Source organism: Bradyrhizobium sp. SZCCHNRI3043 (assembly GCF_032377735.1).
GTDB lineage: Bacteria > Pseudomonadota > Alphaproteobacteria > Rhizobiales > Xanthobacteraceae > Bradyrhizobium.
Genome location: NZ_JAUHID010000003.1, coordinates 314,451 through 328,509 on the forward strand (window position 1 = coordinate 314,451; position 14,059 = coordinate 328,509).

At 64.3% G+C, this 14,059-nt stretch carries 12 protein-coding genes; 3 read left to right on the forward strand and 9 right to left on the reverse strand.

What is annotated here, in order from left to right; genetic code table 11:
* Nucleotides 1-35 precede the first annotated feature (35 nt).
* Complete coding sequence (locus QX124_RS10255; protein WP_315734642.1) at nt 36-842, forward strand: DsbA family protein; 807 nt, start codon at nt 36-38, stop codon at nt 840-842.
* 743 nt (nt 843-1,585) lie between these two features.
* Here QX124_RS10255 and QX124_RS10260 read toward each other — a convergent pair.
* The 8 genes from QX124_RS10260 to QX124_RS10295 form a co-directional block, all read right to left on the reverse strand.
* Nucleotides 1,586-1,873, reverse strand: a complete 288-nt coding sequence (locus QX124_RS10260; RefSeq protein ID WP_315775486.1) for a hypothetical protein — start codon at nt 1,871-1,873, stop codon at nt 1,586-1,588.
* A gap of 441 nt (nt 1,874-2,314) precedes the next feature.
* A complete protein-coding gene (locus QX124_RS10265; protein ID WP_315775487.1) occupies nt 2,315-2,605 on the reverse strand; it encodes a hypothetical protein in 291 nt (96 codons plus the stop codon).
* Nucleotides 2,606-2,664: 59 nt separating this feature from the next.
* Nucleotides 2,665-4,302, reverse strand: a complete 1,638-nt coding sequence (locus QX124_RS10270) for an ABC transporter ATP-binding protein (protein ID WP_315797161.1) — start codon at nt 4,300-4,302, stop codon at nt 2,665-2,667.
* A 5-nt stretch (nt 4,303-4,307) separates the two neighbouring features.
* On the reverse strand, nt 4,308-5,486 hold the full coding sequence (locus tag QX124_RS10275) for an ABC transporter permease (RefSeq protein ID WP_315797073.1): 1,179 nt from the start codon (nt 5,484-5,486) through the stop codon (nt 4,308-4,310).
* Entirely contained in the window at nt 5,486-6,598 is a 1,113-nt protein-coding gene (locus QX124_RS10280; RefSeq protein WP_315734646.1) for a microcin C ABC transporter permease YejB, read from the reverse strand. The genes QX124_RS10275 and QX124_RS10280 overlap by 1 nt, the downstream gene beginning before the upstream one ends.
* 3 nt (nt 6,599-6,601) lie before the next feature.
* Entirely contained in the window at nt 6,602-8,479 is a 1,878-nt protein-coding gene (locus tag QX124_RS10285; protein ID WP_315797074.1) for an extracellular solute-binding protein, read from the reverse strand.
* Nucleotides 8,476-10,320, reverse strand: a complete 1,845-nt coding sequence (locus tag QX124_RS10290; RefSeq protein ID WP_315797162.1) for an extracellular solute-binding protein — start codon at nt 10,318-10,320, stop codon at nt 8,476-8,478. Before QX124_RS10290 ends, QX124_RS10285 begins: the two co-directional genes overlap by 4 nt.
* Before the next feature lie 368 nt (nt 10,321-10,688).
* Nucleotides 10,689-11,237 carry a c-type cytochrome gene (locus QX124_RS10295; protein ID WP_315734650.1) on the reverse strand — a complete coding sequence of 183 codons (549 nt, stop codon included), beginning with the start codon at nt 11,235-11,237 and terminating at the stop codon, nt 10,689-10,691.
* A gap of 255 nt (nt 11,238-11,492) precedes the next feature.
* Between QX124_RS10295 and QX124_RS10300 the strand changes: the two genes are divergently transcribed.
* Together QX124_RS10300 and QX124_RS10305 are read left to right on the forward strand one after the other, a co-directional pair.
* Entirely contained in the window at nt 11,493-12,233 is a 741-nt protein-coding gene (locus QX124_RS10300; RefSeq protein WP_315783707.1) for a 3-deoxy-manno-octulosonate cytidylyltransferase, read from the forward strand.
* An 18-nt stretch (nt 12,234-12,251) separates the two neighbouring features.
* Nucleotides 12,252-13,112, forward strand: coding sequence for a prephenate dehydratase (locus tag QX124_RS10305; RefSeq protein ID WP_315734654.1), 861 nt, complete (start codon nt 12,252-12,254; stop codon nt 13,110-13,112).
* On the opposite strand, the gene QX124_RS10310 is transcribed toward QX124_RS10305, so the two are convergent.
* Nucleotides 13,093-14,016, reverse strand: coding sequence for a LysR family transcriptional regulator (locus QX124_RS10310; protein ID WP_315797075.1), 924 nt, complete (start codon nt 14,014-14,016; stop codon nt 13,093-13,095). The genes QX124_RS10305 and QX124_RS10310 overlap by 20 nt on opposite strands.
* Between the last annotated feature and the right edge of the window lie 43 nt (nt 14,017-14,059).

A 14,059-nucleotide genomic window follows, 5' to 3' on the forward strand; every position in this document is an offset into this window, starting at 1 on the left:
ACTGCGGAAGTCGGCAGCCATATGGAGGATGACCGATGACCAATTTGATCCGTAGCGTTGCCACGGCGGCTGCCGTCTTCACGCTGTCTTTGCTTTGCGTGCAGCCCGGCCGAGCGGAGAGTTCGCGCAGCGACATCGAGGCGATCGTCAAGGACTATATAGCGACCCATCCCGAAGAAATCGAGCAGGTCGTGAAGGACTACCTCGCCAAGCACCCCGAGGCCGTGCAACAGGCCATCTCCGACCTGATCAAGAAGCGGCAAGCCGCGACGCCGGCGGCAGCGCCCGGTTCCGACAAGACTGCACTGGTGAAGCAAAATGCGCCGGCCTTGTTCGCGTCAGCGCACCAGGTCACGCTCGGCAACCCGCTGGGTGATGTCACCCTGGTCGAGTTCTTCGATTACAGCTGCGGCTACTGCAAGCGTGCGCTCGGCGATATACTCGAATTGTTGAAGAGCGACCCCAAGCTCAAGATCGTGCTCAAGGAATTTCCGATCCTCGGCCCCGGTTCGCTGGAGGCGGCGCGCGTCGCGGTAGCGGTACGCATGCAAGACCCGACGGGCGCGAAATACCTCGACTTTCATCAGCGGCTTCTCCAAAGCAGCGGACCCGCCGACAAGGCGCGCGCGTTGGCCATCGCGCAGACGATCGGTCTCGACGTTGCTCAGCTTGAAAAGGACATGGACAGCGTGGAGGTGCGCCAAAGCCTCGATGAGAGCGGCAATCTTGCGCAGAAATTGGGATTGAACGGGACGCCGAGCTATGTCATCGGCGGGAATGTCATCGTCGGCGCGGTCGGACTTGCCACGCTGAAGGCCAGAATTCAGCAGGCTCGCCAGTAGTACGCTCCGATAGCGAAGATATGCATCGACGCCCGAGGTCTCGATTTGTGCAGCGCGCAATTCCGCTGCTGTGAAGGGTTTCGGATGCCGGCAGCATGATTGACGGCGCGGCATATTCGGGCGGCCGGCGTCCGAAAGCCTCCAAAGGAGGAAACCGCGCATGGTGGGCAGGACTGGTGCGGCAGGCTCTATGGGGACTTGAGCGCTGCAGGCGAGCCGGCTGATTGAGCTCGAAATGGTGCAGCGAGCTTCGCGACGATGGCGCGGCGGGTGAATGAGCGGTGGATGGCGTGGCAAGCGATCAATTGTCGGCGGATTGACGACGACAGATGGACGTTTGGGCGCATTCCACCGGGCCGGTCGATGAGCGGCGGGCACGACGAGCAGCTTTGCAGAATGGCGGTTGTGCGGTCATGAGGTGTCGATCCTGATGGCGCTGATTGGCGCAGTCGGTTGATGGCGCGGCGTTGCGCCTCGCGTGAAGTCGGTCTGCCTCGCGCTCCAGCAATCGGAGCGCTACGGCACCCCGCTCGGGCAATCGCTGACGACGCGTACGTCCCTCTCGTGGGGCAGGACGGGGCGGAGCATGCACGATTTCCGAAAATAAGAAACAGAAATATTTTTTCAGGAGGGGCTGGACGGGCTTTCGCAGACACGGCCCGTCGGGAAATCATTTTCCATGCCACGGGGGCGAACGATAGGGTCCTCGTGGCCCGCAAACGCGCTGAGCTACACTGACGGAATCACGATGTGTTTGTGTCCTGCGCAAATCGCTCGACGAGGTCGGACCAAAACGGAATGTGCTTGACTTGCGGAGGCCAGGGTTTGCTGCTCCAGCCCGTGAACTCTCGTTCGAAATAGTCGTTCAGATTGGCACCATAGTAGATGGCGTCGACGCCGTAGATCGAAAAGACCGGGTTACCTGACTCATGCGGCTGCTCAGGCAAATATCGGTGAGCAATCAACGGAATTAGTTTTGGCGCCCGGGACACGATTTCCCGAAGCGCCTCTTCCCGGGCGCGTGCGGTCAAAGGTAGCCTTCCCCATTCCGACCACCACAATTGTCCGTTCTCGACAGAGTGACGAAGACTTTCAAACGGCCATTCAAGCGCTCGTCTTATCGCACGATCGTCCGTCCAGTCGTGTCCATTCGTCGGCCGCCTTCGTCTCAGAAGCGCCATCAAATCGGGAGGAAAGACCAACCCAAATCGACGTTGCGCCCTGTCGAGCTCGGATTGCGTATATCCCTTGGTCCAACGAACCGTGTCCCTGCCGGACATTCCTATTGCTTCCGTTTGCTTCGGCCTCTCTCGATCGCAGGATCGCGCCGATGCAGGTTGGAGACGCGCGAATGTATCAAATTCGTCTTGGCCCATTCCGGACCCATTGATCGGCTCCACGGTACGACCGATGACCTGAACTGACCAGAGGTGATCCCCCAGCAGCTTTGTCGACGTTCGCAAGTGCGTTTCCTAAGGCCGCTCGCTCTTTCCCGATGCGCTCAACTCGACGATGGCCTGCTGCACCAAACGACGCCATTTCGAGGGCAGCCTCGGATAGAGCCTGTGCACGGTCTCTCCGCTCTTGAGCGGGACGTGCCAGTAGGGGCCAAGGTTGCCTGCCGGCGACGGACCCATATCGACCCAGGCGCGATTCCAATCGAGATCAGCCCATTGTTCTTCGGTGACGCGATAGCCGTCACGCAGCCAATCCTTATGCGTGGTTCCAGAAATCCATTCTGGACGTCCTGGAGCATCAGTCACGGCACGCTCTCCGGATTCGCGCCATCAGTTGCAGCAGAGTGGCTGCCGACAAGCGACATCTAGCTCGCCGCCGTCCCATTCTCCGCCGTCTCGTTCCTGAACGCCGCCGCGAACAGCGCGCGGGTGTAGTCGGTCTTCGGCGCCTTGAACAGCTCGACCGCCGGCCCCTCCTCCACGACCTTGCCGTTGCGCATCACGATCAGATGGGAGGCGAGGGCGGCGACCACGCGCAGATCGTGCGAGATGAACATGTAGGTCAGCTCGCGCTTGCGCTGCAGATCGCGCAGGAGATCGACCATCTGCGACTGGAACAGCATGTCGAGCGCCGAGGTCGGCTCGTCCAGCACGACGAAGCTCGGCTCGAGCACGACCGCGCGGGCCACCGAGATGCGCTGGCGCTGGCCGCCGGAGAATTCGTGCGGATAGCGGAAGCGCGTCTCCGGATCGAGCCCGACCTCCTTGAGCGCCTTGACGACCTTGGCCTCGCGCTCCTCATCCGTCAGTTTCGGCTGATGCACGCTCAGTCCCTCGGCGATGATGTCGCCGACCGACATGCGCGGGCTCAAGGCGCCGAACGGATCCTGAAACACGATCTGCATGTCGCGGCGAAACGGGCGGACCTCCTTGAAGGACAGCCCCTGCAGCTCCTTCCCGAGGAAGACGATGAGGCCGTCGGAGGAAATCAGCCGCAGCAGCGCCAGCCCGAGCGTGGTCTTGCCCGAGCCGGATTCGCCGACGACGCCGAGCGTCTCGCCCTTGCGCACGGCAAGGCTGACGCCGTCCACGGCCTTGATGTGACCGACGGTCGAGCGAAAAAAGCCGCGCTTGATCGGAAACCAGACCTTGAGATCCTTGGCCTGCATGACCACCGGCGAATCGGGTCGCGGCGGCGCCGGGTCCGGCTTCGGCTCGGCGGCGAGCAGCGCCTTGGTGTAGGGATGAGCCGGCGCGGTGAACACCTGCTCGACCGGGCCCTGCTCGACGATCTTGCCGCCGTTCATGACGCAGACCCGATCGGCGATGCGGCGGACGATGCCGAGATCGTGGGTGATGAACAGAAGGCTCATGCCGAGGCGTGCCCGGATATCGGCGAGCAGCGCCAGGATCTGCGCCTGCACGGTGACGTCGAGCGCGGTGGTCGGCTCGTCGGCGATCAGCAGAGCCGGCTCGTTGGCGAGCGCCATCGCGATCATCACGCGCTGGCGCTGGCCGCCGGAGAGCTGATGCGGATAGCTGCCGAGCCGCGTCTCCGGCTCGGGAATGCCGACCTGGGTCAAGAGCTCGAGCGTGCGCGTCCGCGCCGCACTGTTCGAGATCGGCCGATGCAGTTGCAGGATCTCGCCGATCTGCCGCTCGATCGTGTGCAGCGGATTGAGCGAGGTCATCGGCTCCTGGAAGATGATGGAGATGTCGCTGCCGCGGATCTCGCGCATCTCGCGTTCGGACAACGGCAGGAGATCGCGGCCCTTGAAATGGATGCTGCCCGACGGATGTGAGGCGACCGGATAGGGCAGCAGCTTCAGCACCGACAGCGCGCTGACCGACTTGCCCGAGCCGGACTCGCCGACCAGGGCGACGCACTCGCCGCGCTTGATCTCGAACGAGACATGGTCGACGGCGGTCGACAGGCGGCCCTGCTGATGAAAGGCCACCGAGAGATCGCTGACCGAGAGCAGCGGCTGGCTGATCGCATCCATGTCGGTCACCTGAACGTCTTGCGCGGGTCGAACGCGTCGCGCACGGCCTCGCCGATGAAGATCAGCAGCGACAGCATGATCGCGACGGAGAAGAAGCCGGTGAGACCGAGCCACGGCGCCTGCACGTTGGACTTGGCCTGCGACAGCATCTCGCCCAGCGACGGCGATCCCGGCGGCAGGCCGAAGCCGAGGAAGTCGAGCGCGGTCAAGGTCATCACCGAGCTCGACACGATGAAGGGCAGGAACGTCATGGTCGCGACCATCGCGTTCGGCAGGAGATGGCGGACCATGATGACGGCATTGGAGACGCCGAGCGCGCGCGCCGCCTGGATGTACTCGAAATTGCGGCCGCGCAGGAATTCAGCCCGCACCAGGCCGACCAGCGAGACCCATGAGAACAGCAGCATGATCCCGAGCAGCGTGAAGAAGCCGGGCACCAGCACCGCGGACAAGATCAGGAGCAGATAGAGATAGGGAATGGCGTTCCAGATCTCGATGAAGCGCTGGAACAGAAGATCGACCCAGCCGCCGAAATAGCCCTGCACGCCGCCGGCGGCGATGCCGATGATCGAGGAGAAGAACGTCAGCGACAGGCCGAACAACACCGAGATGCGGAAGCCGTAGATCAGCCGTGCGACGACGTCGCGGCCCTGGTCGTCGGTGCCGAGCCAGTTGTATTCGAGATCCCGGCAGCTCTTCAGCCCCTTCTTCTCGACCACGGGTTTGCACTGTGCCTCCGTCAGCATCCAGGTCGGCGGCGATGGCGCCGGCGTCGGCAGATCGAGATTGTGCGTGGCGTAGGAGTAGCGGACCAGCGGCCAGATCACCGTGCCGCCCTTGTCCGCAATCAGCTTCTGCAGATACGGATCACGATAGTCCGCGGCGGTCTCGAAGTCGCCACCGAATGCCGTTTCCGGATAGGTGACGAACGCCGGGAAGTACAGGTGGCCGTCGAACTTGATCAGGAACGGCCGATCGTTGGCGATCAGCTCGGCGAACAGCGAGACGACGAACAGAAACAGGAACAGCCACAGCGACCAGTAGCCGCGGCGGTTGGCCTTGAAGTTCTGCCAGCGGCGCTGGTTGAGCGGTGACGGCCGGAAGCGATGCCGCGTCGGCGGCACGGCCGCGCCGAGCGGCGACGGCGCCGTGGTCTCGACCGGAGGGGGGGCCGTGATCGTCATCAGACCTCCCGCGCCTCGAAGTCGATCCGCGGATCGATCCACATGTAGGTCAGGTCCGAGACCAGGTTGATCGCGAGGCCAAGCAGCGAAAAGATGAAGAGATTGCCGAACACGACAGGATAATCACGATTGAGAATGCTCTCGAACGAGAGCAGGCCGAGCCCATCCAGCGAGAAGATCGTCTCGATCAGCAGCGAGCCGGAAAAGAACGCGTGGATGAAGGTGCCGGGAAAGCCGGCGATCACGATCAGCATGGCGTTACGGAAGACGTGGCCGTACAGCACCTGGTTCTCGCTGCAGCCCTTGGCGCGCGCCGTCATGACATATTGCTTGCGGATCTCGTCGAGGAAGGAGTTCTTGGTCAGCAGCGTCATGGTCGCGAAGGCGCCGAGCGCCATCGACACCAGCGGCAACGTGAGATGCCAGAAATAGTCGATGATCTTCCAATACCACGGGAAGTCCGACCAGCCATCCGAGGTCAGCCCGCGCAGCGGGAAGATGTTGAGGAACGAGCCGCCAGCGAACAGGATGATCAGAAGGATCGCGAACAGGAAGCCCGGAATGGCGTAGCCGACGATGATCACGGCGGAGGTCCAGACGTCGAAGCGCGAGCCGTCCTGCACCGCCTTGCGAATCCCCAGGGGAATCGAGATCAAATAGGTCAGCAGGGTCATCCAGAGGCCGAGCGACATCGACACCGGCAGCTTCTCCTTGATGAGCTGCAGCACGCTGGTGTCACGGAAATAGCTCTTGCCGAAATCGAAGCGCGCGAAGTTCCAGACCATCAGCGCGAACCGCTCCGGCGCCGGCTTGTCGAAGCCGAACTGCTTTTCGAGCTGCTTGATGAAGGCGGGATCGAGCCCCTGCGCGCCGCGATATTTCGAGTTCAGCTCGCCGCCGGATCCGACCTGTCCCGGCGGACGCGCGCCGAAATCCGAACCGCTGCCGCCTGAAATCCGCGAGGTGCCGCCGGTGTCGGCGCCGGTCAATTGCGCGATGACGCGCTCCACCGGACCGCCCGGCGCGAACTGCACCACGACGAAGGAGATGAAGAGGATCCCGAGCAGGGTCGGGAGCATCAGCAAGATGCGACGGGCAATATAGGCGGCCATGAACTACTTCGCCTGCTCCAGCTTTGCGGCCTTGGCGGCATCGTACCACCAGATGTCGGGGGCGCCGACGCCCGAGGCGTATTTCGGCGGCTTCGGCGGATGGTCGAATTGATCCCAATAGGCGATCGGGTGGGTCTGGCGATACCATTGCGGTATCCAGTAGTGGCCGGCGCGGAACACGCGGTCGAGCGCCCGGCAGGCCAAGGTCAGCTCGCTGCGGCTTTCCGCGGCGATCGCCTTGGCGACCAGCGCGTCGATCGCGGGATTGCTGATCCCTGCGAGATTGTAGGAGCCCTTGGTCTTTGCCGTGTCCGAGGTGAAGTAAGCCCTGAGGCCGTCGCCGGGGGTCGGCGACATCGACATGCGTTGAATGGCGATGTCGAAGTCGAAGTCCTCGACCCGCGCGCGATATTGCACGGCGTCGACGATGCGCAACTCGGCGTCGATGCCGAGCGTCTGCAGGTTCTTGATCAGGGTGCCGTGGTGCGGCTTGAACGAGACCTCGTCGATCAGGAACTCGATCGCGAACACCTCGCCGGACGGCAGCAGTCGCTTGCCGTCCTTGACCGGCAGGCCGGCCCGCTGCAAGAGCTGCATGGCCTTGCGCAGCAGCGCGCGATCCTGGCCGGAGCCGTCCGAGACCGGCGGCACGAACGGCTCGCCGAACACATCGTCAGGCACCTGGCCGCGGAACGGCTCGAGCAGCTTCAGCTCTTCCGCCGACGGCGGTCCGACCGCGACCATGTCGGAATTCTGGAACGGCGACACGGTGCGCGCATAGGCGCCGTACATGATGGTCTTGTTGGTCCATTCGAAGTCGAACGCATAGGTCAACGCCTGGCGGACGCGCGGATCCCGAAACTTATCGCGGCGGGTGTTGATGAACCAGCCCTGCCCGCCCGACGGCGTCTCGTCCGGCAAGAGCTCGCGCTTGACGCGGCCGTCCTTGATCGCCGGGAAATCGTAGCGCGTCGCCCAGATGCGCGAGGTGAACTCCTCGCGATAGAGATAGCTCTTGGCGGTGAAGCCCTCGAATGCGACGTCGCGGTCGCGGTAGAACTCGTAGCGCACGATGTCGAAATTGTAGAGGCCGCGGCTGACCGGCAGGTCGGCCGCCCACCAGTCCTTGACGCGCTCGAACTCGACGTAGCGGTTGATCTCGTATTTGCCGACCTTGTACGGCCCCGAGCCGAGCGGCACGTCGAGCGGCCCCTCGTCGAACGCACGGTTCGCATACCAGGCCTTCGAGAAGATCGGCAGGGTCACGACGTAGAGCGGCACGTCGCGCGCGCGCTTCTCGACGAAGGTCACCACGACCGTCGCATCGTCGAGCACCTCGGCCTTCACGAAATCGCGCAGCTGCACCACGATCAGCGGATGGCCCTTCTCCTTCAAGGTATTCAGCGAGAAGGCGACGTCGTGCGCCGTGATCTTGGACCCGTCGTGAAAGCGCGCCTCGGGACGCAGCGTGAAGCGATAGGTCAGCTTGTCCGCTGATATCGCGACGGACTTCGCGACCAGGCCATAGACCGCATCCGGCTCGTCGCTGGCGCGCACCATCAGCGACGCGAAGGTCATGTCCATGCCCTGCGCGCCCTCACCTTTCAGGACGTAGGCATTGAACGAGTTGAAGGTCTGATAGGACTGGTTGTAGGCGCGCACCGACGGGATCAGCGAGAACATCCCGCCCTTCGGCGCATCCGGATTGACGTAATCGAAATGGTGGAAATCGGCCGGGTATTTCAGGTCTCCGAACGCCGACGTGCCGTGCGAGTCTGCGCCGAACTCCGCGGCCATGGCCGGCTTCAGGAGGGGGACGCTGAGCGCGCCGAACCCAAGCCCGAGCACGCCGCGGCGCGACAGGTGATGGAGCGTGCTCAAGAGCGCTTCACCTTGGCAGCCTTGTCGGCGTCGTACCACCACAGATTCGGCCAGCCGGACCGCGCATATTTCGGGAACGGCGTGAAATGGCTGAAGCGGTCCCAGCGTGCGCTGCGGGCAAATGGATAGGTGAACTGCGGAACGACGTAGAAATTCCAAAGCAGCACCCGGTCGAGCGCATGCGTTGCCGCTTCGAGAGAGGCGCGATCCTTGGCGTAGATGATCTTCTCGATCAGCGCGTCGACAGCGGGGTTCTTGATGCCAATCGTGTTCTTCGAGCCGGACTCGTCGGCGGCCTTGGAACCCCAGAAATCGCGCTGCTCGTTGCCGGGCGACAGCGACTGCCCCCAGACATCGATGATCATGTCGTAGTCGAAGGTGCGCACCCGGTTCTCATACTGGACGTTGTCGACCTGGCGTACCGTCACCGCGACGCCGAGGCGCTCCAGCGACGGCTTGTAGAACAGCACGATGCGCTCGGACGACGGGTCCTGGACCAGCAGCTCGACCGTGACCGGCTTGCCGGCGGGATCGACGAGCTTGCGGTCCTTGATCTCGAAGCCTGCGTCCCTCAGCAGCTTGGTGGCCTCGCGCAGATTGGCGCGAACATTCTCGGGATTGCCGCCCACCGGGGCCTGGTAGACCGTGGTGAACACGTCCGGCGGCACCTTGTCGCGCAGGCCCTCGAGGATCTGCAGCTCCTGGCCCTGCGGCAGCCCGGAGCAGGCCAGATCCGTGCCTTCGAAGTAGCTGTTGATGCGCTTGTACTGGCCGTAGAACAGCTGCTTGTTCATCTCCTCGAAATCGAAGGCGTAGTTGAAGGCGCGCCGCAGCCGCGCATCCTGGAATTGCGGACGCCGCAGGTTGAAGGCGAAGCCCTGCATGCGGCCGGAATCGCTGATCGGGAATTCGTCCTTGACCACGCGCTTGTCGTTGATGGCCGGGAAGTCGTAGGCCGTGGCCCACTGCTTGGCCGAGTTCTCGTTGATCCAGTCGGCCTGGTCGGCCTTGAAGGCTTCGAGGGCGACGATGTTGTCGCGGAAGTATTCGAACTGCAGCTCGTCGAAATTGTTCTGGCCGATCTGGACCGGCAGGTTGGCGCCCCAATAGTCCTTGACGCGCTCCATCTTGATCGAGCGTCCGGGCACGAACTCCTTGATGCGATACGGGCTCGACCCGAGCGGCGGCTCCAGGGTGGTCGCGGTGACGTCGCGCTTGCGGCCCTGCGCGTCGGTGCCTTCCCACCAGTGCTTCGGCAGCACCAGCAGCTCGCCGACGATGTGCGGCAGCTCGCGATTGCCCGGACCATCGAAGGTGAACTTGACCTCGAGATCGCCGGTCTTCTCGGCCTTCACCACATGACGATAGTAGGATGAGTAGTGCGGGCTGTTCTTCTTCAGGGCCTCGAGCGAGAAGATGACGTCCTCGGGCGTCACCGGCTTGCCGTCGTTCCAGCGCGCTTCCTTGCGCAGGCGGTAGATGACCCAGGAGTAGTCGTCCGGATAGGCCGCCGACTCGGCGAGCAGGCCGTATTCGGTCGACACCTCGTCCTGCGACCGCGTCATCAAGGTCTCGTAAACCAGCCCCGCCGCGGACGCGATGTTGCCCTTCACATACATTACGACGATGTTGAAATTGTCGAAGGTCCCGAGCGAGATCATCCGCGCGACGCCGCCTTTCGGCGCATCCGCATTCACGTAGTCGAAGCGCTTGAAGTCCGCCGGATACTTGATCTCGCCGAACAGCGACAGGCCGTGGCGCCAGACCAGCTGCTCGCCGGCCTGCGCCCGGGCGGCGTCGAGAGGGGCAAGGCTGGCCGCAGTGCCGAGCGCCGGGGTCATCGCAGCGAGCACGCTGCTCTGCAGGAGCTGTCGTCGGGTAATCGTCAAATGAGACTTCCTCTGAATAAGACCGCTTGAAGCAGGTGGTAGCCGTGGCCGCTGCTGCTCCCAGATCCAACGTCTGATCGTAACCCAATTCGCAAGGGCAGGTTTCGCCGGCCTCAGCGAGGTGCTCCCGCGAACCCGTTCCATTCAGGGGACCAATATACGGCAAGGTTTCGACCAATAACCTTGCTTTTTCCTCATGATACCGGGTTGTGAACGAGGTGGATGCGACCAAAGGTCCCAAATGCGGCGAAATTCGCCCCGCAAAGCAAAACGGCCGGGCTTGGGGCCCGGCCGTCGGAAATTGGTGGGTCAGCAGCCGATCACTTGGCTGCGGTGGGCAGCGGCGCCGGGCTGTCGGCCAGCGAGTTCAGATAGGCCAGCACGTCGGCCCGCTCCGAGTCCTTCTGGATGCCGGCGAAGCCCATCGCGGTGCCCGGGATGTAGCCCTTCGGATTGGCGATGAACTTGTTGAGGTCGTCGATCGTCCAGGTGCCGCCCTTGGCCTTCATCGCCGCCGAGAAGTTGAAGCCGCGGCCTTCGCCAATCTTGTCGCCGACGATGCCGTAGAGGTTGGGACCGACGCCGTTCTTCTCGCCCTTCGCGAAGGTGTGGCAGGCCGCGCACTTCTTGGCGGCGGCAGCACCCTTCTCGACCGAGGCGGTCTGCAGCAGCTTCTCGATCGGCTCGGCCGCGGCCGGCGCCGCGCCACCCTTGGCGGCGCCCTCGGCCTCCTTCACGGCGATCTCAAAACCCGGCTTCTCCGGCATTTTCGGCGCGAAGATCGCGCCAGCGGAGAAGCTCGTGACCAGCACGACCAGACAGGCAGCCAGCACGGCGCCGATGATTTTGTTCAGTTCGAAGGAGTCCATCTTGGAATCAGGCTCCGAGGGCGGATTTCATTGTTCTGTCGGAGGCCGCGAGGCCGCGACCGCGAATCGCCCCAGGAGTCGAGATAAGGACTCGTCAAGGCATCGAGCGGAATCGAGCCGTCGCGCCTCCCCCTGCGGCAGAAGTGAGATATCGGTTTGCCCGTGCTCTGGCAACCCGTATAAGCGGGCCGCTTCTGCTGTCCCCATCCAGTCCGGCCCGCGCTGTTGCGACCGGCTCCGACCTGCCGTTCCCGGATGACCAAATCCCGAATTCTCGTGCTGATTCCCGCCCGCATGGCGTCGACCCGCCTGCCGGGCAAGCCGCTGCTCGACATCGCCGGCCAGCCGATGATCGTGCAGGTGCTCCGGCGCGCGCAGGAGGCCGCGATCGGCCGGGTGGCCGTGGCCACCGACACGCCCGAAATCGCCGCGGCCGTCGCCGCGGCGGGCGGCGAGGTGGTGATGACCAGGCCGGATCATCCCTCCGGGTCAGACCGCATCTACGAGGCCATGTGCAAGCTCGACCCGGCCCGCGAGGCGGAGATCGTGGTCAATCTGCAGGGCGACTTTCCGACCATCGACCCGCAGAACATCAGCGACGTGCTGCCCCCGCTCGAGGATCCCGCGGTCGACATCGCGACCCTTGCCGCGCAGATTCATACCGAGGAGGAGAGCCTCAATCCGAACGTCGTCAAGGCGGTCGGGTCGCCTCTCGGCGGGCGGCGCATGCGCGCGCTGTACTTCACCCGGGCCACGGCGCCGCATGGCGACGGACCAAGGTACCATCATATCGGCCTCTATGCCTACCGGCGGGCGGCGCTGGAGCGCTTCGTCAGCCTGCCGCCATCCCCGCTGGAGCAGCAGGAGAAGCTGGAACAGCTGCGGGCGCTGGAAGCCGGCATGCGGATCGACGTGATGGTCGTCGACGCCGTGCCCCGCGGCGTCGACACCCCGGCCGATCTCGAAACCGCACGCCGGCTGCTGTCCAAGACCTAAGCTGCTACAAGGCCCCACATGAGCAAGATCTTGAAAATCGCATTCCAGGGCGAGCCGGGAGCCAATTCCCACATCGCCATCTCCGAGGCCTATCCGACCGCCGAGGCCATGCCCTGCGCGACCTTCGAGGACGCGCTGAGCGCGATCTCCTCCGGCGAGGCCGATCTCGGCATGATTCCGATCGAGAACTCGGTCGCCGGCCGCGTCGCCGACATCCACCATCTGCTGCCGGCCTCCGGCCTCTACATCATCGGCGAGTGGTTCCTGCCGGTCCGCCACCAGTTGATGGCGCTGAAGGGCACCAAGCTCGCCGACATCAAGACCGTCGAAAGCCACGTTCACGCGCTCGGCCAGTGCCGCCGCATCATCCGCCAGCTCGGCGTCCGGCCGATCGTGGCCGGCGACACCGCGGGCAGCGCGCGGGACGTCTCCCAGCGCGGCGACAGGAGCGTCGCGGCGATCGCCTCGCGGCTGGCAGCCGAGATCTACGGCCTCGACATCCTCGCCGAGGACATCGAGGACGAAGCCCACAACACCACCCGCTTCGTCGTGCTGGCGCGCCAGGAGCAGTGGGCCGAGCAGAATTCCGGGCCGCTGGTCACGAGCTTCGTGTTCCGCGTGCGCAACCTGCCGGCTGCGCTCTACAAGGCGCTCGGCGGCTTCGCCACCAACGGCGTCAACATGACCAAGCTCGAAAGCTACATGGTCGACGGCAACTTCTTCGCCACGCAATTCTATGCCGATGTCGACGGCCACCCGAACGACAAGGGCCTCGCTTTCGCACTGGAGGAGCTGAAGTTCTTCTCGCGCGAGCTGCGCATCGTCGGCGTCTATCCGGCGCACCCGTTCCGGGCGACATTCAGCGAGCGGATGGAGTGATCGGACCGTCATCTCGCAGCTCCAGATAGGCCGCCAGCTCGGCCGGCGTTCCCATCGGGAACGCCTGCTTCAGATGGTCGAGAAAGGCGGAGACGCGCGCGCTCAACAACCGCCGCGACGGATACAGCGCCCACAGCGCAACCGCTGGCGCGTCGAGATCCGCCCACTGCACGAGCCGGCCTGCAGCGAGGTCGTGGCTGGCGAGCGAGAGCGGCAGGCATGCGGCGCCGACCCCGGCACGGACCGCATCGCGCACCATGATCAGCGATGACAGCCGCAGGATCGGATCGATTGCGATGCGCGATCGTCCCTTTGTAGCCGTGACGTCCCACGCTGCGATCTGCTCGGTGCTGCGAACGACCGCAGGAACGCGCGCGCCGTCCGCCGGCCTCGTCAGGGCTGGGCTCGCCACGACCACCATCTGGTCGCGCAGGAAGATGCGCCCGACCAGCCGGTCATCGGGATCGGGATTGACCCGGATCACCAGATCATAGCCCTCCTCGACCATGTCGACGGCCCGGTCGTCGGTCGTCACGTCGAGCCGGACCTCGGGATATCGAAGCGCGAACGACGCGGCGAGCTTGCCCATCGCGGTTTGCGAGAACAGCAGCGGCGCGCTGATCCGCAGGCGGCCGCGAGGCGTGTCGCCGCCCGAGGAGATCGCAGCCACGGTCTCGTCGAGCTCGGTGAGCAGCGCGCCCGCCCGCTCGAACAGCGCCCGCCCCTCCTCGGTCAGCTTCAGCGCGCGCCCGCCGCGCTCGATCAGCCTGATGTCGAGGCTCGCCTCCAGCTCGGCGACCCGGCGCGACAGCGTCGCCTTGGGGCGACCGCTGGCGCGGGCGGCGCGGCCAAAGCCGCCGTGACGGGCGACCAGTGTGAAATCGGCGAGCGCCAGCAGATCCATCTGTTCCGCCAATGAGACGACCTGTCCATTTATAGCGTCTATT

Excerpts from the sequence above, each read along its gene's own strand:
- QX124_RS10255 (WP_315734642.1), top strand. The coding sequence starts at position 36 with ATGACCAATTTGATCCGTAGCGTTGCCACGGCGGCTGCCGTCTTCACG.
- QX124_RS10295 (WP_315734650.1), bottom strand. The coding sequence starts at position 11,237 with ATGGACTCCTTCGAACTGAACAAAATCATCGGCGCCGTGCTGGCTGCC.
- QX124_RS10290 (WP_315797162.1), bottom strand. The coding sequence starts at position 10,320 with ATGACCCCGGCGCTCGGCACTGCGGCCAGCCTTGCCCCTCTCGACGCC.
- QX124_RS10300 (WP_315783707.1), top strand. The coding sequence starts at position 11,493 with ATGACCAAATCCCGAATTCTCGTGCTGATTCCCGCCCGCATGGCGTCG.
- QX124_RS10270 (WP_315797161.1), bottom strand. The coding sequence starts at position 4,302 with ATGGATGCGATCAGCCAGCCGCTGCTCTCGGTCAGCGATCTCTCGGTG.
- QX124_RS10305 (WP_315734654.1), top strand. The coding sequence starts at position 12,252 with ATGAGCAAGATCTTGAAAATCGCATTCCAGGGCGAGCCGGGAGCCAAT.
- QX124_RS10275 (WP_315797073.1), bottom strand. The coding sequence starts at position 5,486 with ATGACGATCACGGCCCCCCCTCCGGTCGAGACCACGGCGCCGTCGCCG.
- QX124_RS10280 (WP_315734646.1), bottom strand. The coding sequence starts at position 6,598 with ATGGCCGCCTATATTGCCCGTCGCATCTTGCTGATGCTCCCGACCCTG.
- QX124_RS10310 (WP_315797075.1), bottom strand. The coding sequence starts at position 14,016 with ATGGATCTGCTGGCGCTCGCCGATTTCACACTGGTCGCCCGTCACGGC.